The organism is Sulfitobacter sp. R86518 (assembly GCF_042466275.1).
Lineage (GTDB): Bacteria > Pseudomonadota > Alphaproteobacteria > Rhodobacterales > Rhodobacteraceae > Sulfitobacter > Sulfitobacter pontiacus.
In genome coordinates this window covers 3,036,170-3,059,189 of the sequence record NZ_JAXHCA010000005.1, presented here as the reverse complement: position 1 = coordinate 3,059,189, position 23,020 = coordinate 3,036,170, and the positions used below count along the sequence as shown (strand labels likewise).

20 protein-coding genes are annotated in these 23,020 nt (G+C 57.7%); 8 read left to right on the top strand and 12 right to left on the bottom strand.

Annotated elements, in window-relative coordinates:
- Nucleotides 1–924 (bottom strand): glycosyltransferase family 2 protein, encoded by a 924-nt coding sequence (locus tag SJY36_RS16000; RefSeq protein ID WP_386176397.1) that lies wholly within the window; start codon nt 922–924, stop codon nt 1–3.
- A 91-nt stretch (nt 925–1,015) separates the two neighbouring features.
- On the opposite strand from SJY36_RS16000, the gene SJY36_RS15995 reads away from it, so the two are divergent.
- The 4 genes from SJY36_RS15995 (at nt 1,016) to SJY36_RS15980 (ending at nt 4,734) form a co-directional block, all read left to right on the top strand.
- Nucleotides 1,016–2,347: a capsule biosynthesis protein gene (locus SJY36_RS15995; protein WP_386176395.1), complete on the top strand. Its 1,332-nt coding sequence runs from the start codon at nt 1,016–1,018 to the stop codon at nt 2,345–2,347.
- Nucleotides 2,348–2,355: 8 nt separating this feature from the next.
- Nucleotides 2,356–3,012 (top strand): ABC transporter ATP-binding protein, encoded by a 657-nt coding sequence (locus tag SJY36_RS15990; protein WP_386176393.1) that lies wholly within the window; start codon nt 2,356–2,358, stop codon nt 3,010–3,012.
- A 24-nt stretch (nt 3,013–3,036) separates the two neighbouring features.
- On the top strand, nt 3,037–3,939 hold the full coding sequence (locus SJY36_RS15985; RefSeq protein WP_386176391.1) for a sulfotransferase: 903 nt from the start codon (nt 3,037–3,039) through the stop codon (nt 3,937–3,939).
- A gap of 243 nt (nt 3,940–4,182) precedes the next feature.
- Complete coding sequence (locus SJY36_RS15980; RefSeq protein WP_386176389.1) at nt 4,183–4,734, top strand: ABC transporter permease; 552 nt, start codon at nt 4,183–4,185, stop codon at nt 4,732–4,734.
- A 25-nt stretch (nt 4,735–4,759) separates the two neighbouring features.
- Here SJY36_RS15980 and SJY36_RS15975 read toward each other — a convergent pair whose 3' ends face one another.
- Together SJY36_RS15975 and SJY36_RS15970 are read right to left on the bottom strand one after the other, a co-directional pair.
- Nucleotides 4,760–7,249: a calcium-binding protein gene (locus SJY36_RS15975; RefSeq protein WP_386176387.1), complete on the bottom strand. Its 2,490-nt coding sequence runs from the start codon at nt 7,247–7,249 to the stop codon at nt 4,760–4,762.
- Nucleotides 7,250–7,363: 114 nt separating this feature from the next.
- A complete protein-coding gene (locus SJY36_RS15970; RefSeq protein ID WP_386176385.1) occupies nt 7,364–8,755 on the bottom strand; it encodes a DUF2793 domain-containing protein in 1,392 nt (463 codons plus the stop codon).
- Here SJY36_RS15970 and SJY36_RS15965 point away from each other — a divergent pair.
- On the top strand, nt 8,743–9,591 hold the full coding sequence (locus SJY36_RS15965; RefSeq protein WP_386176383.1) for a CoA transferase: 849 nt from the start codon (nt 8,743–8,745) through the stop codon (nt 9,589–9,591). The two genes, SJY36_RS15970 and SJY36_RS15965, sit on opposite strands and share 13 nt — an antisense overlap.
- 80 nt (nt 9,592–9,671) lie before the next feature.
- Nucleotides 9,672–10,190 (top strand): isopentenyl-diphosphate Delta-isomerase, encoded by a 519-nt coding sequence (idi, locus tag SJY36_RS15960; protein ID WP_074636718.1) that lies wholly within the window; start codon nt 9,672–9,674, stop codon nt 10,188–10,190.
- Here idi and SJY36_RS15955 read toward each other — a convergent pair.
- The 7 genes from SJY36_RS15955 to SJY36_RS15925 all read right to left on the bottom strand — a co-directional run bounded on the left by SJY36_RS15955 (nt 10,187) and on the right by SJY36_RS15925 (nt 18,065).
- A complete protein-coding gene (locus SJY36_RS15955; RefSeq protein ID WP_386176381.1) occupies nt 10,187–11,590 on the bottom strand; it encodes a hypothetical protein in 1,404 nt (467 codons plus the stop codon). The genes idi and SJY36_RS15955 overlap by 4 nt on opposite strands.
- A 26-nt stretch (nt 11,591–11,616) precedes the next feature.
- Complete coding sequence (locus SJY36_RS15950; protein ID WP_386176379.1) at nt 11,617–12,390, bottom strand: hypothetical protein; 774 nt, start codon at nt 12,388–12,390, stop codon at nt 11,617–11,619.
- Nucleotides 12,387–12,791 (bottom strand): GtrA family protein, encoded by a 405-nt coding sequence (locus tag SJY36_RS15945; protein WP_386176377.1) that lies wholly within the window; start codon nt 12,789–12,791, stop codon nt 12,387–12,389. Before SJY36_RS15945 ends, SJY36_RS15950 begins: the two co-directional genes overlap by 4 nt.
- Nucleotides 12,791–13,741, bottom strand: a complete 951-nt coding sequence (locus tag SJY36_RS15940) for a glycosyltransferase family 2 protein (protein WP_386176375.1) — start codon at nt 13,739–13,741, stop codon at nt 12,791–12,793. Before SJY36_RS15940 ends, SJY36_RS15945 begins: the two co-directional genes overlap by 1 nt.
- A 166-nt stretch (nt 13,742–13,907) precedes the next feature.
- On the bottom strand, nt 13,908–15,152 hold the full coding sequence (locus SJY36_RS15935) for a polysaccharide biosynthesis/export family protein (protein WP_386176514.1): 1,245 nt from the start codon (nt 15,150–15,152) through the stop codon (nt 13,908–13,910).
- A 172-nt stretch (nt 15,153–15,324) separates the two neighbouring features.
- A complete protein-coding gene (locus SJY36_RS15930; protein WP_386176373.1) occupies nt 15,325–15,984 on the bottom strand; it encodes a YjbF family lipoprotein in 660 nt (219 codons plus the stop codon).
- Nucleotides 15,981–18,065 (bottom strand): YjbH domain-containing protein, encoded by a 2,085-nt coding sequence (locus tag SJY36_RS15925; RefSeq protein WP_386176371.1) that lies wholly within the window; start codon nt 18,063–18,065, stop codon nt 15,981–15,983. Before SJY36_RS15925 ends, SJY36_RS15930 begins: the two co-directional genes overlap by 4 nt.
- A gap of 177 nt (nt 18,066–18,242) precedes the next feature.
- Between SJY36_RS15925 and SJY36_RS15920 the strand changes: the two genes are divergently transcribed.
- Complete coding sequence (locus SJY36_RS15920; protein WP_386176369.1) at nt 18,243–18,977, top strand: metallophosphoesterase; 735 nt, start codon at nt 18,243–18,245, stop codon at nt 18,975–18,977.
- A gap of 102 nt (nt 18,978–19,079) precedes the next feature.
- Nucleotides 19,080–19,748, top strand: coding sequence for a sugar transferase (locus SJY36_RS15915; protein ID WP_278425918.1), 669 nt, complete (start codon nt 19,080–19,082; stop codon nt 19,746–19,748).
- 35 nt (nt 19,749–19,783) lie between these two features.
- On the opposite strand, the gene SJY36_RS15910 is transcribed toward SJY36_RS15915, so the two are convergent.
- Both SJY36_RS15910 and secA read right to left on the bottom strand, forming a co-directional pair.
- On the bottom strand, nt 19,784–20,053 hold the full coding sequence (locus tag SJY36_RS15910) for a hypothetical protein (RefSeq protein WP_005850873.1): 270 nt from the start codon (nt 20,051–20,053) through the stop codon (nt 19,784–19,786).
- A 110-nt stretch (nt 20,054–20,163) separates the two neighbouring features.
- A complete protein-coding gene (secA, locus tag SJY36_RS15905; protein WP_386176366.1) occupies nt 20,164–22,893 on the bottom strand; it encodes a preprotein translocase subunit SecA in 2,730 nt (909 codons plus the stop codon).
- Nucleotides 22,894–23,020: the final 127 nt, after the last annotated feature.

Below are 23,020 nucleotides of genomic sequence, written 5' to 3'. Positions count from 1 at the left end.
TCAGAACCGTTTGAGTTGTGCAAGCGCGCGCAGAGCTAGATCGCCCGCATGTGTTTGCCGGTAGATTCCGAGCGAAGTCAGTGCCGCGCGACCCTTAGTGTGACTTTGGGAACGCCAATCGAGAAACCTCAATAATTGCTCGCGGGCGGTCGCCGTTAGAACAGGAGCAATTCGGTACATCGCCGCCGCATTTGCATCGATCCAATTCACCAATGTGCCATCCGCCATGCATCGAGCCCTGCGCCGTAAATGACGAACGGGCGCGCCCACGAGATTTGCACCGTGTTGCCTGTATAATACCCCAGATTTCTGATCATAAAGAATACCAAACCCTGCGCCTGTGATCGCTTGATACATCCACCAATCATGAAAAGGAGTTTCCGCAACGTCGGTAGTACTTAAAATGCTACGCAGATAGTTGGTGAAGATAGGCGGAATCACAATCGTATTTCCGCGCAAAACATTCTGTACGATTGCATTTCCAAACCGATAAGGGCGATTCAGCGTCGGGGACGTTCCCAAACGCTCCCCCGTTTCGTTCACATAGTAACTTCGACTACTGTAAACACATCTACCACCCAACCGCCCGACGAGCGCGACAGCACGGGATAGTTTGTGAGGCAGCCAGACATCATCCTGATCGGAAAACGCCACCCATTTCCCGGCTAAATCTTTGTTTTTCAACAATTTATAATAATTGACGGCAACGCCCCTCTGAGGCCCTTTGAGCAAGTGAATATCATGGTGCGGTGTTTCCGCTTTGAAATTTTCAAGCGCCTCCCAGGTGCCATCGGTTGAGCCGTCATCGCTTGCCCAAAGGCTCCAATCCTGATGCGATTGCCCGCGGATTGAGGCCAGCTGATCTGCCAAAAACATGCCACCGTTCTTCGTCCCCATTAAAATGTGAACATGCGGTTCCGCCATCCCAAAGTCCTTCGTAGTTTAATCGACTTTCTCTGAACTACTTCGCGCGAATTAATAAACTGTGAGGACTATTGTATTAAGCACTGAGATCATGACCCATAATCCTGCCCAATCAACGACCACGCACCATACGCACGCGGCGCGCAAACAACAAAAACTGCGCGAGCGTGAGGAAGCTTTGCGACGCATCGAAATAAAACGGCATGATAGGGCGCTTGCCGTTGCGGCGCGGGAAAAAAAACGAGAAACCGCCTCTCAAGCGACCATTCTGACACTGCCAGTCACGTCGATCGTCCCGCCTGTGCCGCAAGCGCGCCTTCACCTACGTCATCGGCTTTCGTTTGTCAGCTTTATCATCATCGTTCTCGGAACCAGCCTGTTCGTGTCATGGTACCTTTGGGAGCGCGCTGCAGATCGCTATACCTCTATCGCTGGATTTGCTGTCCATAGCGAGGATATGAGCTCGCCGGTCGAACTCTTGGGTGGGGTTGCAAATCTCTCGGGGTCCGGTGCCGCGGACGAAGAAGTTCTGTATCAATTCATTCAAAGTCAGCACTTAGTAGAGAAAATCGATAAGTCTCTGAATTTGCGAAAAATATGGTCGCCCCCCGCAACAAACTCTGATCCGGTCTTCGGCTACCACGCCCCTGGTACGATCGAGGAACTGACCAAATACTGGGGTCGCATGGTCAATGTGTATAGCGATAGTAGCACCGGTCTGATCGAGGTTAAGGTGCAAGCATTTGCTCCCGAAGACGCGCGGGCCATTGTCCAAGAAATCTATGCTGAAAGCGCAAAACTGATACATGAACTTTCCGCGATAGCGCGCGAGGATGCTACCCAACATGCTGAAGAAAACTTGGCGCGCGCAGCGCAGCGCCTCAAGAAAACGCGGCTTACGCTGGCCGAATTCCGCATGAGGAACCAATTGGTGAGCCCCGATACACCGCTTCAAATTCAAACTGGGTTATTGGCATCTTTAGAAGCAGAAATGACGGAAACGTTGATTAGCATCGACATGCTTCAGCAAACCAGCACGCCAACCGATTCCCGCTTGAAGCAAGCGCAACGAAGGCGCGACATAATAGCAGCGCGTATCTCGCAGGAGCATCAAAAATTGAACGCCAAGCAGGGTTCAATGCAAACCATTGGTTTCGCGGATCTTTTTGGGCAGTTTGAAAGCCTAAAGGTCGATTTGGAATTTGCTGAACAGTCTTATACCGCCAGTCAAGCCGCCTTTGATACAGCGGTTGCAGAGGGACGAAAAAGATCAAAATACTTGGCGGCGCATATTCCTCCGACACTTGCAGAGACGTCGATTTATCCAAATCGCCCATTTCTTCTAGGCGTCACATTCGCATCTAGCTTCGCCCTGTGGGCGCTCATTATGCTGGTTTGGCACTCCTTACGAGATCGACACTAGGCTCGCCGATGATTGGCTTTCGAAATTTGACCAAATCCTATCATGTGCGGGGGAGACGGAAGACAGTCGCTTCAAATATTAACGTTATTTTTCCCACTGGTATTTCTGTCGGGCTGCTAGGGCGGAACGGCGCTGGAAAATCTACGCTGCTCAAGATCATTGCGGGGGCAACTGACCCTACATCGGGCGAGGTCATCTCTGATGGCAGTGTATCCTTCCCAGTTGGTTTTGCTGGGTCGTTCCACCCCGACATGACGGGGGCACAAAACACGCGCTTCGTGGCACGGATTTATGGTGCAGACACGTCTGCACTGGTCGATTACGTCGCCGATTTTTCCGAGCTTGGGGTTCACTTTCATCTTCCATTCCGAACATACTCCGCCGGTATGAAGTCGCGTCTGGCTTTCGGCGTTTCCATGGGGCTGCAGTTTGACACCTATTTGATTGACGAAATCACCGCTGTCGGAGATGCGCGGTTCAAACAGAAAAGTCGTTCCATTTTTATGGACCGCCTTTCCCGATCTGGTGCAATATTTGTAAGCCACTCCAATGGCATGCTACGAGAACTATGCACTGCAGGCGCTGTTTTAGAGGCCGGTAACCTAGAATATTTTGCCGACATTAACGATGCGATAGCACATCACGAATACAACATGGGGAAATGATCAGCTCATCCCAAGGCGTACCGTATGGCTCTTACTCTTCTGCCGGAAAACACCAAGCTTGCCTATTGCATCGGGGCTCAGAAAGCCGGCACGACTTGGCTTTATGAAACCTTACGCACCAGCAGTCAGATTCATTTTTCGCGCAATAAGGAACTTCATTATTTCAATGTGATCGCGGGTAAGTCTGACCAGGTTTTTGACCTACGTATGAACACGGTGAAAACCTTGGCAAGGGAATTGGTGTCAGAACGCGGCCCCAAGAATTGGCGCAATCTTAGGGTCCTCAGCGAATTGGCTGACCTTTTGTCCATCTACACGGATGCGCCTGAACATCACGAGGCCTATCTTTCCTATCTCACTCAGGGATTTAGCGGCCAGCCTGTGATCTGCGACATCACCCCGGCTTATGCGATATTGGACGCAAAGGACTTCTCTGAGATGGGGAGCCTTGGCGAAAGTTGTTTCATCTTTATTTTGAGGGATCCGATTGATCGTATGTGGTCCCAAATCAGAATGGCCGTTAGCGCGGATGCCGCCCAGGTAGCTGACTTTCAAACGGCTTGCGAGGCGCGCGCGCAGCATCTGATCGCCAGTAAACGGCTGCCTAAGTTAGAGCGGGCGAACTATCGGCGCACGATGAGCGAGCTGGAAGCAGTGATCCCCCTACATCGAATTAAATATGTATTTTACGAAGACCTTTTTCACGCTCATACCATGCGCGATATCTGCACGTTCTTAGGTATTTCGCCGATTTCACCCAAAGCTGATCTTCGCAGTAATTCTGGTCGTCACGCCATGTTGCCAGAGCACCTAAAACACAGTTTTAGAGAGGCCTTTGCCCTACAGTATGACTTCATTTTTAATCGTTTTGGCGCGGCTACGCCCGCCCGATGGCAGATCAACAGCGCGCAGAGGGTAACAGGATGATAGGTCGGGTCGCACGCGGACGAAATACAATGGTCTTTGCGACGCCACGCATTATCGTCGCGCTGATACTTCGCGAAATCGGGACCAGCTATGGCCGGTCCCCGGGTGGATATATCTGGGCATTGGCTGAACCCGTTCTCGGGATCGCGCTGTTGACCGCAATATTCTCGATCGGGTTTCGTATGCCCCCCCCTCGGAAACAATTTTCCAATCTTTTACGCTACAGGTTTGCTGCCCTTTTTGATGTTCGTCGATCTCAGCAACAAGGTCGCGCAGGCGATCAACTATTCGAAACAGCTACTAGCCTACCCGCGCGTGACTTTCGTCGACGCCATCTTGGGGCGGTTCATCCTCAATTTTCTCACTCAGCTTCTTGTAGGCTTTATCGTACTGAGTGGGATCATTTTTCTGTTTGATACGCGGGCCACAATAAATGCATCAGACATCGTGTCAGCTCTGACTATGATTGCCGCGCTTTCACTGGGCGTGGGGGTGTTCAACTGTTTCATGATGTCGATGTTTCAGGTCTGGCAACGTGTCTACGGGATTTGCACGCGGCCGCTTTTGCTACTGTCCGGCGTCATCTTTTTATACGAAACGATACCCGAACCCTACCGCAGCTATCTTTGGTTCAATCCGCTGATCCACGTGGTCGGCCGCGTCAGGTCCGGATTTTATCATAACTACGACGTACCCTATGTCTCCTCAGCCTATGTCTATGCCGTTGCCGCAATACTGGGCCTTTTTGGCCTTGTGTTATTAAGGCGCTATCACCGTGACATTCTGGAACGGTAACGATCCCAGCGTGGCAGTTTAAACTTTAAAAGCTTGCGAAGTCGTCGTTTAGGATAGATAGATTTTCGACGCCCAACAGGTCCAGTGTTTTGCCGCTGCCAAAATCCAGCACGATATGCCCTTCGGCCCCTTTGCGTGCGAACGACTGAAGTTGGCTCATCGATAAACTTCCCCCACCCCAGAGGGCAGAATCCAGCGAAAGAGTATCAATTTCGTTTTGAAAGCTCAGGATTGTGTCTTGGCCTGCACCATAGATAAACCGATCTGCCCCGATGCCACCGGATAGCACGTCGTTTCCCGCGCCGCCGTCAAGCGTATCGTGACCGGCATTGCCTTTGATCAAATCATCGCCGTCGCCGCCGATCAGCTGGTCGGCACCATTGTCGCCCGACAGCGTATCGTTCCCGGACCCACCGTTAACCGTATCGTTGTTGATCCCCCCGGCAAGACGGTCATTCCCGCTATCCCCCTGCAAGAAATCTGCCCCCGCATTTCCGAAAAGCTGATCATTCCCGCTGCCGCCAAGCAGTTGATCCGCACCGGCGCTACCCTCCAAACGGTCTTTGCCGGCACCGCCCCACAGGCTATCGGCATTTAACCCGCCGATCAGATGGTCATCGTCCCTATCCCCATAGAGCCGATCCGCACCGTTATTGCCGGTTAACGTGTCGTTCCCATCGCCACCGCCAAGCGCGTCATACCCGTCGCCGCCCCACAGGGCGTCGTCCCCATCACCAGCGCGCAACGTGTCCCAGCCGATACCGCCCCAGATCTGATCCCCCTCGGTCCCACCGTCAATCAGATCGCTTCCGCCGTTGCCATAGATCGTATCGGCCCCAGCTTCGCCAAGAATCGTATCATTGCCGCCTGCACCGATCAGCCTGTCGCCATCCGCGCGCCCGCTGATATGATCATCGGCCGCATCCCCTTCCAGCACGTCCGACTGTGGCGTGCCGACCAGAACCAACGGGATCGGTGCGGTGGGAAGGGATGGCGTATCGGGTTCCTCTGGCAGGGTCCAATCCGGCATGAAACGCGATTGCCCAATCAGATCGAGCGCTTGAACATCATCCTCGCTAAGGTACTGTCCGTTCGATGTTTTTATCTCTAGCCGTTCCTCACCAAAGGACAGAACCGCACCGTCTTTGGTCGAAGATATGGTCAGCTGCGACCCGTGCCTCAGGAACGGCCAGGCCGACAGATCAATGCTGTCCTGCGCGCTGTCGAAATCGGCAATCGTATCGGCCTCCCCATCTGCGGAAAGGACAAAAAGATCGCGGCCGGAACCGCCGGTCAGCAGATCACGGCCGCCGCCGTCTCGCAAAATATCATCCCCTGCGCGCCCAGCGATATGGTCCGCGCCATCCCCGCCGGATAGCAAATCGCCCCCCGTGCCGCCTGTCAGCGTGTCAGCTTGATCACCCCCTGTTGCCGCCGCAACCCGGTCAGAAATATCCACCGTAAAGATGCTTAGCCCCGCTTCGGCACCTGACGCGACGGCGAGGTGCAGCAAATCTCCTTGTACCGAAAAGTTAAGCGCCGACACCGCGTCGAGCGTGCTCCCTTCCGTGTCTTCGACCGACACCAGATGCATCAACCGGCCATCGTCCATCAATTCGAAGACCGAAACACCGTCATCTCCGCCCGCCGCCGCCACATAGGCGCGGCCGCGATGTGTTGCGGTCTCGATCACATGCACCCCGTCAAAGCGCGTGTCCCGCGTGTCGAGGACGTGATCCGTTAAGGTTAATGCGCCATTTTCCTCCAGCATCGCGACGCTCAAACTCGCGCTTCCCGCCGCGGCCAGTATCGCAAATCCATGCCCCCCAACCTCTACAAAGGCTGTTGCGCTTGGCCTGCCGATCCCCACGCCATCCTCCGCCGCGATACGAGAGACTTCTCGCGGAATACCATTCCCATCCAATTTGAACGAAATAAATGCGTCGTCCCGCGCCGAGGACGCCAGCAGAAACGGCGTGCGTCCGACATACCCGACGCTCAGGCCGGTCAGACCTGCCTCTGACGCGACCCCACTATCGCCCGATATGCGCGTCAGCGCCCCATCGTCGCCCACGCGCCATGACCCGATGCTATCCGCCCCCCGCACCAGCCCGTATAGATAGCTCTGACCGCCTAAATCCAGCGTCTCAACGGCCAGTAACTGGGCAGGCACGGCACCACCGGTCACGGCAGAAACATTACCAAAGCGCCCATCATCTGTTAACGCAACGCGGGTGAGCGCGGCGTTATCCGCCCCCGTGAGCAATAGCGCACCGTCTACGACCTCCAGCCTGCTGGTGACCCCGGCCCGCGTGTCCCCGGCGATGGCCCGACTGTCCAGAAACCGGAGCCCCCCTTCCGCATCAATGCGATAGGCCAGCAAGTCACCGCCACCAAAGCGCGAGGTCGTGTACAGCACCGCTCCGGCAGAGGATTGGACAACCGCCATATCCGTCCCCCCGGTCAGCGCCATATCCTTCCGCGGCGACAATGTGGTTTTATGCTCAAGCTCCATCGGTTTATTCCTCTACATGTTCCGGGGATAAAGATGGGCCGAAATCCTTAACGGCAGCTTCAGATTTTAAGGCGGCAATGTGGCCCTTTCATACAATTGTCAGGTTTTCGCAGATCAGAGGTATAGGCCACCGCTTTGCGTCGTGCCCGCGATATCGCCCGGCAGCACGGTCCCGCCACTTTGCACCACAGCGTTGCTGCTCACGTCAAAACGTTTGCCCGTGGCTGTGCCGGTGAAACCATGCCCGCTGAAATCCGCCTGCCCGGCCATCTCGCAACTCACAAACGCAGTGGCAAAGTCGGGCGTATTCGCCAGCGTCACCGTCTGCATCCCCCGTGCCAGTACGGCCCCCTGCGACAGACGCAGATGATACGCGGCATCGCCGTCGATAACGTACGAACCCGCCCCCTCGACGCGTCCGCCAACGATATCCAGATGTCCCCCCGCCGTGCCAAAGACGACCTCATCAACCTCTAACACCGCTTCCGGCAACACCCGGATCGCCGGGTCGGCACCGGAGGTTTCTATCCTCATACCCCGCAAACTCAGACGCCCCGAAACCAGCTCGATCACCGATCCTGTCGCTGTCATCGTGACCGCGTCGGGGTCGCCGGCATTCCCGACAAGCTCAACCAGACCTCCCCCCAATGCCGCGCTTACCGCGACTGGCGAAGCGCCCAGATCATAGCTGCCATCCGCCAATTGAACCGCGACGGCGTAGCCTGCGCTGTCCAAACGGACGACTTCCTCCATCGCACGGCCTAGCGACGCAAAGGCAGCCGCCCCCGTGCCCCGCCCACTTTGCCCGTCGCCACCCTGAAGGGGGTCCACATAGTAAATGCGGGGGGCAGTCAGCCGCTCTCGCCAACCCGAGACTGGGGCGGTCACACGCCCGCTCGCCGCTTCAATGCGCAAAGCTTCCGCCCAATTTGCGCCGTCTGCGCTGACCTTAATGGCGAAATCATCGCTCCCCGAGGTCCCCATCTCGGCCCGCCCTCCAAAGGCGGTCTGGAACAGCAGACTGGCCGTGTCTCCTTCGGCTGCCTTGTTGATCTTCACCTGATGCCCCGCCCCGGCATTGTTGAACAGCACCGCATCCGACGCCACAACCAACCGATTATACGCATCCGGCGTCGCCCCGACACCAAGCCGAGGCACATCTTGCAACGTCGGCACCGCCCAGCGCGCGCCGTCGTAAACCACTTGGGTTTGGCCGGGGGCCACAGATGCCACCCAGCCCGGCATCGGCGCGATAAACTGCCACGCCCCATTCACGAACACTGCCACCGCATGGTCATGCCCCGCCCAATCCCCCTCAGCGTTTGAGGCCACCAGATACCGATCCCCCTCGCCTGCGGTCGCGGGCGGCGTAGTTTCGGTGAAAGACAGGACCGACAGTTGCACAATCGCATCCAAAAGCCGCAGCGCCTCGTTATGGGTCACATGCTTTTGCGCTTGCGACGGTTGAATATACGGAAGGGCGAGAACGGGGGATGTATCGGTCATATGGTGACTCCTGTTCGGTAGATGGTGATCAGGGCCCACCCTGCCGCAGACAGGTTAACGCGAGCCTGCACCACCGCACGCCCCCCGCCAATATGGTCGGCGATTTCGGGGGCGGCGCCATGATGCTTGCATTTGGCATGGTCTCTGCCCTTTTGGACGTACAGCGCGGTGGTAAAGGCACTGTGATCGACGCTGCGATGACCGATGGATCGGCCCTGTTGATGTCGATGATCTATGCGTTTCACGGTCAAGGCTGGTGGCAGGATGACCGGGGTGTGAACATGCTTGATACAGGGGCGCATTTCTATGATGTCTATAAGACAGTGGATGAAAAATTCGTCTCTATTGGCCCGATAGAGCCGCAATTCTACGCTCAACTACTGCACCTTTGCGGTCTGTCAGACGATCCCGACATGCAGATCCAAAACGACCAACGTCAATGGGACGCCATGCGCGACAAGCTTGCCCGCTTGATTGAAACCAAGACCCGCGCCGAATGGGAGGAGATCATGATCGGCCACGATGCCTGCTATGCCCCCGTTCTGTCATTGGCAGAGGCACCTTCCCACCCTCACAACACCGCACGTGATACATTCGTCACCGCGGGGAACGTGCTACAGCCTGCGCCAGCGCCGCGATACTCGACCCATAAAACCACGCCGCCACGGATGCCCGACGGTCAAACCGATACCCGCACTATCCTCGCCGAGCTTGGCTATGACACAGATCGCATCGCCGCCATCCTTAACGCAGGCGGTATTGCGAAACTGCCCTTATCCGTCATTTCGCAACCAGCGGCTGACAATCCAAAACCGACCCGCTACAAGACCGCCTAGCGCAGAGGGGCCAGCGGGCCGCAAGGAGCGGGGCAGCCGGATATGACATCGCCACAACGCCACCCGAATGGGGCAGCCACATGACCACGATGATCCCCGCCTGGGTCAACGGCAAGCTTACCCCCGTCGAAAAGCTTGAGGTCCACCAGCGCGGTCTGCGCCATAAGGCTATCTCGGTTTTCGTCATGCGCGGACGCGAAACCCTGATCCAGCGACGGGCGCTTGGCAAATATCACACCCCCGGTCTTTGGGCGAACGCCTGCTGTACCCATCCGTTCTGGGAGGAACCCGCGCTCACCTGCGCCAAACGGCGACTGGATGAAGAGCTGGGGATCAGCGGCCTAAGGCTCGACCATCGCGACCAGGTAGAATATCGCGCCGATGTGGGCGGCGGCCTGACCGAACATGAGCTGGTAGAGATTTACGTCGCCGAAGCCGTCGCGCTCACCGATGTGACCCCGAACCCCGCCGAAGTGATGGATACCGCCTGGGTCGACCTCTCCGACCTCGCCCGCCAGACCCAAACCACGCCAGAGCGTTTTACCCCCTGGCTGCGCATCTATCTGGCCGAACACATGGACAGCATCTTTACCGCTTAATCCTCAGTCTCGTCCGATGGTTTTGGCGTAAACAGCATGAACAGCGCATTCCCTTCGCGCAGCAAATGAACCTCGTTATCACCGGCAGTCATATCTGGCCGGGACGGGCAGGTATCAGGCACCTCATCACAGGCCACCGCCGTCTTTCCGGTCAACTGTTTCAGCCGGAACGGCAGCGCTTTATAAGATTGTATGCCGGCCTTTAGCCCAGCGGCAATTTTCGACGAATCGCCATAGACATAGACCGGCCCCTCCGTCGCCCGCACCTCCTGCGCCCAGAGTTTGGTATCGCTACGCCAATCATTGGACTGCCCATAAGCCAGAAACAGCTGGATGAACCACACACCGATGATCAACAGCAATAGATTGCGCCCTAAACGGCCGTATAGACCCTCATCCTCGCTCAATATCTGAACCGCACGCACCGCGGTCAGCGCAAAGAAAACCCAAAAGAAGATAAACGCGCGCGGCGGAACGATCACCCCCAGTTTCAGCGCCTGAACCACTGTCAGCGCCAGCCCGATCGCCATACCAGCCGCAAGATACAAAGCCTCTAGCGGCGCGCGCTTGCGCAGCACATTCAGGGCAAGGATATAGACGAAAGGAATAAGCCCGATCAGCGGCGGATACCCGATGCCGGTCCGGTTGAGGAACAGCGTAAATGTTTCCCCCAGCTTCGGCAGGTTGGCGATCATCCCGCCAATCCCGTCCCCCGCGGTCGGATCACGCCAATCGGCCACAGGCACGCCAAATACACCATGAACCTGCCAGTTCAACGTATAGACCGTCAGCACCGCGACAACGAAGCTTGCGCAAAACAACACCATCAGCCCTGCCAGATCGCGGATTGACCGCTCCCGCGTACGCGCAATGCAAATCGCCAACAGCAGCAGCGGATAGGTCGTATAGGCCATAAAGCTGACGATCACGAAAATCGGCAACAGCCAGCGCAGCTGCGCGCTGGACAGGTAACAGGCCAGCACCGCAAACAGCGCCACAACAGCCAACCCGGGGATGAGCGTATTGAACCAGAGCGAGATCAGCATCTCGGACGGGCAGACCACCAGCAGCAGGGCCAGCACAACAGTAAACCAGCGCTGCGCACCGGGCCCCATCGCCGCAACGGCAAACGCAGCGACAAACGCCGCCCATAGGCTCTGATACAGGGCAAAGTTCAGCCAGGCAGGCGTTACCACCTCGCGCAGGTGCCAGATGTAGTTCAGCCACCGCCCCTCGTGCAGGGTCTTGTTCCAAAAGGCGGGCGCATCCGCGAAAAAGGCGGGGTAGTCATCATGGCGGATCATCGGATCCAGCAGATTTTGCCCCGTCAGCAAGAACGCCGCCACCAGTGTGATCAGGAAGACCGGTGCCAGCTGCAGCCGTTCAGATTCGGCCCGCATCGCCAACTGCCGCCCGACCGCCGCCGTCATACAGCCGCGCGACCCACGGTCTTGGCACGGCGCGCCCGCAGGGCAAGCACCATCGCCCGCGCTTGCGCAATGGCAGTGACAACGCCGCGTGGCAGGGTCTTAACCACAGCCAAACGCAACCGCCAACCAAGGCTACCCGCGTTGCGCAGCTTTTGGCCCGCAGGCACTTGGGTCGCGAGGATATCTTTCGGCAACCCCGCGCGCCCGGCCTCATTCACATAAAGGATCGCGTTGTAACGATACCAGGGCGCGATATCCTTGTTGTCTTTCAATGCAGGGCGCACGCAATCATAGGCGACATAGCCTTTGGCCGCGAAAATATCCTGCCAGAAGGACAATGGCTGTTCATTCACGTGAAACTCGCCCCCCTGTCCGGTGACCGCAGCGGAAAACAACACACGATCAGACGCCCGCGTGAGACTATCGACCAAAACATCCGAGGCTTCGGTGGGCAGATGCTCCCCGACCTCAAGGCTCTGCGCCAGATCAAAGCGGCGGCCCGTCTTTACCGGCTGTGTCAGATTGGCGGCCATGAACTGCTCTGGCGCGACTGCCAGTTGCGCCCGGTCTACATAATCCCCGACTACGGCCAGCACGTCCTCAGCGCCACCTTTGCGCCATTCATCCATCCAAACACCGCGCCCACTGCCCAGATCGATCACCGTCTTGGGCTTCAGCAAAGGAAACAGCAACGACACAAACGGTTTTGCCGACGCGCGCGCACTTTGGTTGATGTAGTCAAAAAATGTATCACTGTAGATATGGCTCATGAAATGTACTCCGTCTTGGGGTGCGGCAAGACGAACACCCATAGGGTCATCAAAATATAGTTCTGCACCGGTAGATACAGCGCAACGGCCAGCGCCGCCGCCCAGGCTGGCATCCCCAAAGCCACTGCCACAGGGCCCGTGACAAGCATCGACACGCCAAATCCGCAGCTAACCATGATGGAGAATTTGGTGATCTGGCTGCGATTGATCAGCCGCCGTCTAAAGGTGAACAGAGCATGGCCGATGTATTGCAATACGATCGCCAGAAAAAACGCCACCGCATTGGCTCCCGGCTGTGAAACCCCCGCCGCCAGAAACGCCGGATACAATGCCATGTAGGATAATGCCGTCGCAGCGCCGACAACACCAAAGCGGGCGCACTTATAGTCAAAAATACGCATCAGGCACGCAGCCGTTTCACGTCGGGGACCATGTCGCGCGTATCATCGCTGACAAAATACAGCGGGCGGTCCTTGGCCTCGACATAAAGGCGACCGATATACTCCCCCAGAATACCCAGCGTCAAAAGCTGCGCCCCCGAGAAGAAGCTAACCGCGAGCACCACCGACGCCCAACCCGGTGCCGTCTGGTACATAACCAGCGAATAGATCACATAAACAGCCATCAACGCGGCCATGAACAAGCTGACAAAAGACAGACGCGTCGCAAGTTTCAACGGCTTCGTCGAAAAGGCGGTCATCGCGTCGATGGCAAAGCGCATCATGGCACGGAAGGGGTATTTGGTTTCGCCCAAGGCGCGTGGTGCGCGGATATATTCAATACCCACCTGTTTAAAGCCTGCCCAAGCGAACATCCCCCGAATAAAACGGGCCTTTTCCGGCATCGCCAGCACCGCATCCAGCGAGCGACGGTTGACCAAACGGAAATCGCCCGTGTCCTGCGGGATCGGGACATCGGACATGGCATTGAGGAAGCGGTAGAACAGATGCGCCGTGGCCTTCTTGAACATGGTCTCGCCTTGGCGCTCGCTACGACGGCCGTAAACCACGTCAAACCCGCGATCCATCATGAACATCATATCGACCAGCAATTCCGGCGGATCTTGCAAATCGGCATCCAGCATAAAAATGCGTTCGCCCTGTGCCGCCTCAAGCCCGGCGGTCAGCGCGATTTGATGCCCGCGATTGGCCGACAGCTTGATACCCACCAGTTGCGCACAGCCCGCTTGCGCGGTCTCGATCGCTTTCCACGTGGCATCGGTAGATCCATCATCCACCAGAATAATCTCGGCCCGATCTTTCCACGGCGCGATCGCCTGCGTCAGCCGCGATACCAGCCCCGGGATCGAGGCTTCTTCGTTCATGCAAGGGATCACAACAGAAAGATACATATCACACCGCCTGAATAATTGACCCGTTCAGGGGTAATAAGGCGATGTGGCTGAAATAGGGCACCGATGGGTTCAATTTGCGAAACCTCTGGCCGTTAGACAGACCCTTTGAAACGTAAAAGGCCGGACATTTCTGCCCGGCCTTTGGTCATCAATCGTGGTCAGATCAATTGCTGACCGCGTTCCCCACACTCAGGATCTGCGGCAGGATCTGCGAAACAGCGCGGCTCCATTTGGTGACGGGCTGCTGCGCGATAAAGATGATGTCATCAGGGCGCAGCTCGAACCGCGGGGCCAGCGCGAAATTCGCGGCGTTGCGGGCATCCAGATGCCACGCGGTAATGGCCCCCAGCTCGCGCGGGTCAGAGGAGGCGCGCAGCACATACACCTGCGATACATCGCCGGTCGACGACGCTACACCACCCGCATCATACAAGGCATCTGCCAGACTTGCCTTACGCTCGTACGGCAAGGCAAAGCGCGACTGCGTCCCGACTTCCCCCGCCAGATAGACATAGTCGCGATCATCGGCACCTAGATCACGGCGTGCTTTGTAGTTGTCACGGGCTTCGTCCAGATTATCACGGCGCAAGGACACCTCAAGCTGAAGCTCTTGCAATGCCGAGGCACGTGCCGCCTGACGCGCCTGAACCAAAGTGATCTGCTGCGCGAAATATTCCTGCGCACGCGCCAGTTCATATTCCGTATCAACAAAGATCGCATCGCCGGGCAGCAGGCGGGTCTTGGTCAGGCTCGCCCGGGAATAAAGCTGCGACAGCGGGATCTGATACAGCGTACCATCACGGTACAAACGGATCGAGGCATAGTCCTGATCCTCGACCGTGATCCCGCCGGCAGCGGCCAAGGCTTCTTCCAGATAGAGCGGCGTCAGCGTTACCGGCACAACAGTCGGCTGCGACACGGCGCCCCCGATGGACACACGGCGCGAGTTGAACTCGGAAATCTCGAGGCTGAAAGTCGGGTCAATCTGGTTCTCGACCAGACGCTGGAACAAGGCCGCTTCGGCGTCTTCAATGGTCAAACCCGCAATACGCACACGGCCCACATCGGGAATGTTGATCGATCCGTCATCCTGCACCGTATAGCCTTGGCGCGCGTTTTGTGCGGCCAGCAGCCCGGTCAACTGTTCAACCGATCCGGCGGCACGCGGTGTGGCCAGCAGCACCACATCACCGATACCAATCTCGTAGGGACCGGGATCAACCGGGGGCGGCAGGCGCAGCTCAAGCGCGTTAGGGCGGGTCTGAATGTCGAGTGTGGGCGATGGCAGCGCCCCGGTTCCACGCAGCCCCGAGCCAGAGCCTGCGGTGCGGGAAAACACATCGGGCAGGCTCCGCGGCGCATAGGCGGATCTATTCGCCTGAATGACGGATTCAGCAGTGAGGTTCATCACCCGTACATTGGTGCCGCCAGCGACGCCCTCTACAACTTCAGGTGTTCGGTAAACCGTACCACAGCTTGCAAGGGTCAGGCCCAAAACAGCTACCAATAGGTATCGCACTTTAATACTCCCATTCATCATGTGACACCTCGCCCCCAGACAGGTTCGGCCCCTGTTAACCTTAACGGGCGGCGGCCTTGGTCATCAAATACCCGACCTCATCGCCCGCCCATTGCCGCGCCTGTACAATGGCACCGCTCTTTACACTGACCCAATACGTATTCCGAAACGACTGGTCCAGACTTTTGCAATCCTCGGTTACAACCCGCGTCGGCACGGTGCCGATCTCAAGCGCGAGCGTCGCGCTGCCTTGCGGCTCCACCAGACAGCGATACGCGCGGGTAGAAATCTCATCCAGTCCCGTCAGATTGCTGTGCAACCGGTCCGAATAACCGCGCCGCCCGGACAGGATCAGCGCCTTGGGCTCCGACACATCCGCGGCGAAGAGTTCAGACCCAAGGCCGCGTGTCCCTTGCAGCATCCCGTCTTCCAGCATCAGCGCGGTTAAATCCGAACTCAGCCATGTATCGACACCGTTCACACGCGCCTCGCGCAGCATGCGGCCGGTCTGTGCACGGCTTTGCACGCTCAGCAGCAAGGCGGGGGTCGCGGTATCCTGCACCAGCGCGGCAAAGCGCGGCGGAAACCCTTGCGCGGTTTTGGGCACGACTGAATCGTCGTCCACAGCAACGGCAACACCACGCGCCAGAAGGTTCTGACTGGCGCTACAGGCTGTGAGGCCCGCCAGACACAGACCAAAGGTCAACGCACGTAAGATCATCGCAGGTATCTCCCCCAGCTGTCCCGCAGCTCTTTGCCGCGATAGTCGCGCACGACCCCGTGCAAACGGTTGGCGACAGCAAGACGCGCCCCGCCGTCGCGTGTAATCGGCTTGATTGTTTGCTGGACTTTCGTCCGCGACGGGCGTCCGGTCAGCCACGAAAGCGGCACTTCGAACCGCAGGCCCTTGTCGAAAGACCCTTCACCAAAATCATCAAAGGACACATCCGTGAGCGTGAAATAACCGCCAACCTTGAACCCGTTGTTAAATTCACGATCCAAAGAGAACGTCGCGCCATAGTCACCCGCAAGGTAGCGCCCCACGTCTAGCTGCCCGAAGAACCCATTGCCCAGATCATAATAGGCAGAGGCATGGCCCGTCACGACGTCATAGTCCTGAAACCCGAACAGCATGTCGAAATCACGTTGTTTGACATAGTTCAGCTCTGCCCCAAGTGCGAGCCGGCTATCCATCGGATACCAAAGCACCTCGGTCGACACGCCGCCAAACATCCCTTCCAGATACCCTGCCGAGACCCGGCCAAACAGGTTTTTCCCCGGGCGGAACAAATACTCGGCCGTGAGGCTGTTCACCTCAAGCTCAGATTCCTTCGCGTAGCGCACGGCGTTAGAGCGGACCGGCTCGATCACGGAATTCGACACGCGGAACGATTTGTCGATATTGCCCACCAGCGGATAGCGGAAACGACCCGCAAAGGTCAGCCCCGGACGTGGCCGGTAATCCATCTTAAGCTGGACGCCGAAATCGGCCCTAATCGGGCTGTTAGGGTCGAAAAAGGACGTGGCGAGATATGGGCCGATCGACGTGTCAAAGACCGGGTAGATATCCGCCAACTCGCCTTCGCGGCCCTGAGCATGCCCATCTTCAAGACGCGCCCGTGCCAGACTGCGCCAGGCACCATCGTAATCAAACTGCAGCTCTTCCAGATCGGATCTTTGCGTCACGATCTGGTTCAGCGGCACGCCGCGCTCCAGAAACACGACCGTGAACTCTTCGATTGCGGGGGGCAGCGTCACCGCCATGGCCCGCGCCGTGCGCCCTGCCGCTTGGGCCTCATTGTCGAAACGGGTGTTTTCCACGCGGACGGTCGCGCGGTTGCCCGACATGGTGAACCCTTGCAGCTCCAGCCCGTCTTCCGCCAGCACACGCTGCAACACGGCCTCGACCGCATCACGCCCGCCCCCGGCAGCAGAGTTGTTCCACTCCGCAATCGCCAACCGGTTGCGCGCGCCGATGGTGCGCGGTGCCTGCTCCAACCCGCCGGGTACAGACGGTTTCTTGGGGTTGATGACATAGCTCAGCTGCGCGCCGACCTCATGCCCCCCGACGACAAACCCCTTGAGGTGCACACCGTTGTTGAAACGATACTCCAACCCCACGTTGAGGGGCGAAGACACGTCGATGCCCGTGTTCACCGATTCCAGCGTATATTCATCGGGGGAGTATTCGGCGAATAGCGTCATCTGGTCCGACACATTCCACTGCACGCCCGCGAAGACCGACGTCGGCCCGCGGAACCAGTTCCCTGTTTCTAGCTGGCCGCCCGTGTTGGCGTCGCGCGTCCGTGTGTCAAACCGGTCAGACAAAATACTGAACGGATTCGAGAATGAGTTCCGCCCCGCAAGCCGCCCCCATCCCAGACCGCCGGTAACCTCCAGCTTCGACCCGAAGCTTTTGGTGGCCACAAAATATTCACTGCTCAGGATACCAGTGCCCAGAAAGTCTCGCATCCCCACGGCGAAAGCAGGGCGTAGGTCGGTTTCATCCCAAATCTGGTAATGCACATCAAAGCTGCGGTCGAAGGTATCGCCATCAAGGTACGCATTGGCACTGATATTCTTAATCTGCGAATACCGGAATGTCCCATAGAGACGCGGCAAGACCTGGAACGTTGCTGAATACCGGTAGTTGGGGCCAAACGTGCTTGCCGTGAAGGCCAGATCGCCGTCCTTCAACACGCGGGCCGTCGGCATTTCAACCAACCCGGGTGTGCCGTAGGTCGCTAAAGATTGCGCTGAACCTTCGGCAAGACTAGTGACGCAAAACGCCCCGGCTAGCATCGAACAAGCTAGTTTCCTCGAGCGCCCTTGCATCTGCTAACCTACCTATTAATTAATTGTTGCGAATACCGGGACCGTAGAGAAGTTTAGGAAGGACTACACTTTGTGTGCCGTCAAATCAACGGATTTACCATTTCGTTGCGCCAGTTTTGCAACACAGAGGATACGCCAAGACCTATGCTGAACCGTTGGTTTAAACGCCGTCAATCTGACCCCGAGCCCGAACCTCATTTCGATCCGATCACACCGGATGTACCCGTGATTGCGATCGGAGATATTCACGGGCGTTTTGATCTGCTTGAAAGAATGCCCGAACCTCCGGCCGGCACACAGGTGATCTGCGTCGGCGACCTTGTCGACCGCGGCGAACAAAGCGCGCAGGTTCTGCGGGCGCTGCACGAACAGCCCGATATCATCACGCTGATGGGCAACCACGAACAGATGATGCTAAAGTTTATCGACAATCCGAAAGAGAATGGTCCGCGCTGGCTCCGGTACGGCGGGCTCCAGACTTTGTCGAGCTTTGGCGTCTCGGGCGTGTCGCAAACCTCCTCTGGTGACGATCTGGAACGCGCCCGCGACGCCCTGCAAGACGCTATGGGCGAGGCCTTGCTCGACTGGGTGATCAACCTGCCAACCTCTTGGGTGTCGGGCAATGTCGCCTTTGTCCACGCCGCTGCTAACCCACTGATCCATATCAAGGATCAGGAAAGCCGGACGTTGCTTTGGGGGCATGAGGATTTCGGACGCAAACGCCGCCGTGACGGCATCTGGGTCGTACACGGGCACACAATAGTCGACACGCCGATGATCAAGGGCGGCGTGCTGTCGATCGACACCGGTGCCTACGCGACGGACAAGCTCACCGCCGCAACGATCCACAATGGCGAGGTCGAGTTTAACTACCTCTGATCTGACGGCATCCCGATTTTAACCACACCTTAGGATACCTCTGCTTTAGCTGACACACCGGCACATGCGCCGGTGTTTGGTTGCTATGGGTAAGAGGTGACGATGGCGTTTATCGATATCGGGATACGGCAGGGCAGTGATGTCCATGCACGTCGGGCACCGCTATACGAAGGCGGCGGGAAACGGGTGTTCGATCTTGCCGTCAGCCTCGCGCTGCTGCCGCTGATCCTGCCGGTGATTATTGTTTTATACTGTCTGGTGGCATCCACGGGTCAGGGCGGTCTTTATGCCCACCCGAGGGTTGGGCGTGCCGGTAAGGTTTTCCGCTGTTGGAAAATCAGAACGATGGTCCCTGATGCACAGGCCGCGCTGCCGGCGATTCTATTGGCGCGACCTGATCGCGCGCTGGAATGGGCGTTGTACCAAAAGCTGACCAAAGATCCGCGCGTGATCCCCGGTGGCCATTTCCTGCGTCGCACCGGTCTGGATGAACTGCCCCAGATCTGGAACGTACTGCGCGGCGATATGTCTTTGGTCGGGCCGCGCCCCGTCACCCGGGCGGAGCTGCACAGCTACGGTGATGCCCGCCACGCTTACCAACGGGTGCGCCCGGGGGTCACAGGGCTTTGGCAGGTATCGGGGCGCGGCATCTTGCTGTTTGCCGAACGCGCCTCGCTTGATGAACGCTATGCCCGCCAGCCAAGCTTTATGGGCGATCTCAAGATCATCGCGCGCACTCTGCCCGTCCTGCTGCGCCCCACCGGATACTGACGGGGCGCAACAACAGTTAACGCGGTGACAAGGCGCTAGACCAACCCTTTGATCCCCGTTGCGGTGGTGCCGCTGTCGCGCACTTTTGAGATGCGAAACGGATAGACGACCCCCGCCATCAAACCGGGCAGAGTGATTGCATCCCCGCTTTTTAGCGTCACCGCGACATCACCAGCCCCACCGACCATAAAGCCACGGGTGATCTGCGGCAGGTCGGCGGTATCGTCGGGCACAATATCAAAGGCCCCGCAAATAGGGCCGGTCAATCCTGCGGTATAGTCATTGAAATTGTCGGTAATTGGCATGTCGCTCTCCGTTTGCTGAAAAGCGCAGCTTGGTCTACCGATCCTACCTAAATCTTACCCCACCGTGCGGAGCACCCCCAAGGCCGGCAACCAGCCTTGGGGAAGATCATTCACGCAAGCTTGCCGTGGCAATGCTTGAACTTTTTGCCCGACCCGCAGGGGCATTCATCATTGCGCGCAGGGGTGCCCCACGTGCTTGGATCATTCTCGTCGAACCCCGCCACAGCGGTCGAACCGGACGCGGCTGCGGCGGTCGAAGCCGGCGCTTCGCTGTTCTCTTCCGCCGCCTGCGCGGCGTTAACCTGCGCCGCGGCCTGACGTTCCTGCATTTGCGACAGGATTTGCTGCTGCTCTTCCTCTGTCATCGGACGGATTTGACCCAGCTTCTGGGTCACTTCGGTCCGCAGGCTGTCCAGCATGCTTTCAAACAGTTGGAAGGATTCGTTCTTGTATTCGTTCAACGGATCACGTTGCGCATAGCCGCGGAAACCGACGACCGACCGCAGATGTTCCAGCGTCAGAAGGTGATCACGCCACTTGCCGTCAATCGCCTGCAACAACACCTGCTTTTCGATGTTGCGCATATTCTCGGGGCCGAACTGTTCAGCCTTCTGGGCCATCATGTTTTCGCTGGCTTCGACAAGACGTTCGCGGATGACCTCATCGTCGACGCCTTCTTCCTCACACCATGCTGCAACGGGCACATCCAGGTTCAGCTGATCCGCAACCGCGGCTTGGAAACCTTGTGTATCCCACTGATCTGCATAGGTTTTCGGCGGCATGAACTGGTCGATCAAATCGTCGATCACCTGCTCGCGCATGTCGGCGGTGATCTCTTGCAGGTCGGCAGCTTCCATGATGTCGCGGCGCTGGCCAAAGATGACCTTCCGCTGATCGTTCATCACATCGTCGAACTTCAACAGCTGTTTACGAATGTCAAAGTTGCGCCCTTCGACCTTGGCCTGCGCGCGCTCCAGCGACTTGTTGACCCAAGGGTGCACAATCGCTTCGCCCTCTTTCAGGCCAAGCGTCGTTAGCACTTTCTCAAGCCGTTCAGAGCCGAAAATACGCATCAGATCGTCTTCGAGAGACAGGTAGAAGGACGACCGGCCGGGGTCACCCTGACGGCCCGAACGGCCGCGCAGCTGGTTATCGATCCGGCGGCTTTCGTGACGCTCGGACGCCAGAACATAAAGCCCCCCTGCGTCGAGCACCTTTTTCTTCTCGTCAGCGTGTTCCGCTTCAATCTTTTCACGGATCGCAACGGGATCGGCATCAGGATCAGCGTCCAGCGCTTCAATCACCTTCAGCTCGACGTTGCCGCCCAGCTGAATGTCGGTGCCGCGACCAGCCATGTTTGTCGCGATGGTGACCGCGCCGAACTTGCCCGCATCCGCCACGATCTGCGCTTCCTGCTCGTGCTGGCGCGCGTTCAGAACGTTATGCTTGATGCCCGCTTCGGTCAGCATCTGGCTCAGCATTTCGGATTTCTCGATAGAGGTGGTACCCACCAGAACCGGTTGGCCTATCGCATTGGCTTCTTTGACCTTTTCGATCATAGCCTGATATTTTTCCAGCGCCGAACGATAGACCTGATCGTCTTCGTCCACACGGGCAACCGGCACGTTGGTCGGGACAACGACCACACCCAGCCCGTAAATCTCGGCGAATTCTTCGGCTTCGGTTTCGGCAGTACCCGTCATGCCCGCCAGCTTGTCATAAAGCCGGAAGTAGTTTTGGAAGGTGACCGAGGCCAACGTCACGTTCTCGGGCTGGATCTGGCAACCTTCCTTCGCTTCGATCGCCTGATGCAACCCGTCGGACAGACGACGACCGGACATCATACGCCCGGTGAATTCGTCGATCAGCATCACCTCGCCGTCGCGCACGATGTAATCCTTGTCGCGCTGGAACAGCTTATGCGCCCGCAAACCTTGGTTCACATGGTGCACGATGGTGGTGCTTTCGGGGTCATACATCGTTAACCCTTCTTCCAGCAGGCCGCGGCTGTGCAGCTCTTGCTCGAGGAACTCGTTCCCTTCGTCGGTAAAGGTCACGTTGCGGGTTTTCTCGTCCAGCTCGTAGTGGCTTTCCTGCAGCAGCGGGATCACATCGTCGACGATTTTATACATCTCGGAGCGGTCTTGCGACGGGCCAGAGATAATCAGCGGCGTCCGCGCCTCGTCGATCAGAATACTGTCGACTTCATCCACGATGGCAAAGTTGTGCTGTTTCTGGAAAATCTGGCTCAGCTCAGACTTCATGTTATCGCGCAGATAATCAAAGCCCAGCTCGTTGTTCGTGGCGTAGGTTACGTCGCAATTATAGGCGGCGCGTTTGTCTTCCTCGGTCATGCCGGACACCGCAGCGCCCGTGGTCAGCCCCAGCGAGGCAAAGACCTTGCCCATCCAGTCGGCGTCCCGTTTCACGAGGTATTCGTTCACCGTGACCACATGCACGCCCTTGCCGGTCAGCGCATTGAGGTAAGCGGCCAGCGTCGCGGTCAGGGTTTTACCCTCACCGGTTTTCTGCTCGGAGATGTTACCCTGATGCAGGAAAATCGCCGACATCAACTGCGTGTCAAAGGCGCGCAGACCCAAGGTCCGGCGTGCGCCTTCGCGGCAGTTCGCAAAAGCTTCCGGCAGCAGATCATCAAGGCTTTCGCCGTCAATCGCCCGCTTGCGCAGCTCTTCCGTTTTTTGCTTCAGACCGTCGTCGGTCAAAGCCAAGAATTCTTCTTCCAGCGCGTTGATCTTTTCAACCAGCGGGCGGGTCGCCTTGATTTTACGGTCGTTTGGGGTCCCAAAGACTTTTTTGGCGAGTGTTCCGATGCCCAGCATGCAATCTCCTGCCGAAGTTATGTTCCAAGGCGTCCATCTGCTTGCCGAGCCGCCGGACAGCCCCTAGATACAAGACTGAACGTGCGCCAAGGCCGCGCCCATAGGGCGATGTAAGGGCCGCACTAAA

Excerpts from the sequence above, each read along its gene's own strand:
- SJY36_RS16000 (WP_386176397.1), bottom strand. The coding sequence starts at position 924 with ATGGCGGAACCGCATGTTCACATTTTAATGGGGACGAAGAACGGTGGC.
- SJY36_RS15995 (WP_386176395.1), top strand. The coding sequence starts at position 1,016 with ATGACCCATAATCCTGCCCAATCAACGACCACGCACCATACGCACGCG.
- SJY36_RS15990 (WP_386176393.1), top strand. The coding sequence starts at position 2,356 with ATGATTGGCTTTCGAAATTTGACCAAATCCTATCATGTGCGGGGGAGA.
- SJY36_RS15985 (WP_386176391.1), top strand. The coding sequence starts at position 3,037 with ATGGCTCTTACTCTTCTGCCGGAAAACACCAAGCTTGCCTATTGCATC.
- SJY36_RS15980 (WP_386176389.1), top strand. The coding sequence starts at position 4,183 with ATGTTCGTCGATCTCAGCAACAAGGTCGCGCAGGCGATCAACTATTCG.
- SJY36_RS15975 (WP_386176387.1), bottom strand. The coding sequence starts at position 7,249 with ATGGAGCTTGAGCATAAAACCACATTGTCGCCGCGGAAGGATATGGCG.
- SJY36_RS15965 (WP_386176383.1), top strand. The coding sequence starts at position 8,743 with ATGTATCGGTCATATGGTGACTCCTGTTCGGTAGATGGTGATCAGGGC.
- SJY36_RS15970 (WP_386176385.1), bottom strand. The coding sequence starts at position 8,755 with ATGACCGATACATCCCCCGTTCTCGCCCTTCCGTATATTCAACCGTCG.
- idi (WP_074636718.1), top strand. The coding sequence starts at position 9,672 with ATGACCACGATGATCCCCGCCTGGGTCAACGGCAAGCTTACCCCCGTC.
- SJY36_RS15955 (WP_386176381.1), bottom strand. The coding sequence starts at position 11,590 with ATGCGGGCCGAATCTGAACGGCTGCAGCTGGCACCGGTCTTCCTGATC.
- SJY36_RS15950 (WP_386176379.1), bottom strand. The coding sequence starts at position 12,390 with ATGAGCCATATCTACAGTGATACATTTTTTGACTACATCAACCAAAGT.
- SJY36_RS15945 (WP_386176377.1), bottom strand. The coding sequence starts at position 12,791 with ATGCGTATTTTTGACTATAAGTGCGCCCGCTTTGGTGTTGTCGGCGCT.
- SJY36_RS15940 (WP_386176375.1), bottom strand. The coding sequence starts at position 13,741 with ATGTATCTTTCTGTTGTGATCCCTTGCATGAACGAAGAAGCCTCGATC.
- SJY36_RS15935 (WP_386176514.1), bottom strand. The coding sequence starts at position 15,152 with ATGAACCTCACTGCTGAATCCGTCATTCAGGCGAATAGATCCGCCTAT.
- SJY36_RS15930 (WP_386176373.1), bottom strand. The coding sequence starts at position 15,984 with ATGATCTTACGTGCGTTGACCTTTGGTCTGTGTCTGGCGGGCCTCACA.
- SJY36_RS15925 (WP_386176371.1), bottom strand. The coding sequence starts at position 18,065 with ATGCTAGCCGGGGCGTTTTGCGTCACTAGTCTTGCCGAAGGTTCAGCG.
- SJY36_RS15920 (WP_386176369.1), top strand. The coding sequence starts at position 18,243 with ATGCTGAACCGTTGGTTTAAACGCCGTCAATCTGACCCCGAGCCCGAA.
- SJY36_RS15915 (WP_278425918.1), top strand. The coding sequence starts at position 19,080 with ATGGCGTTTATCGATATCGGGATACGGCAGGGCAGTGATGTCCATGCA.
- SJY36_RS15910 (WP_005850873.1), bottom strand. The coding sequence starts at position 20,053 with ATGCCAATTACCGACAATTTCAATGACTATACCGCAGGATTGACCGGC.
- secA (WP_386176366.1), bottom strand. The coding sequence starts at position 22,893 with ATGCTGGGCATCGGAACACTCGCCAAAAAAGTCTTTGGGACCCCAAAC.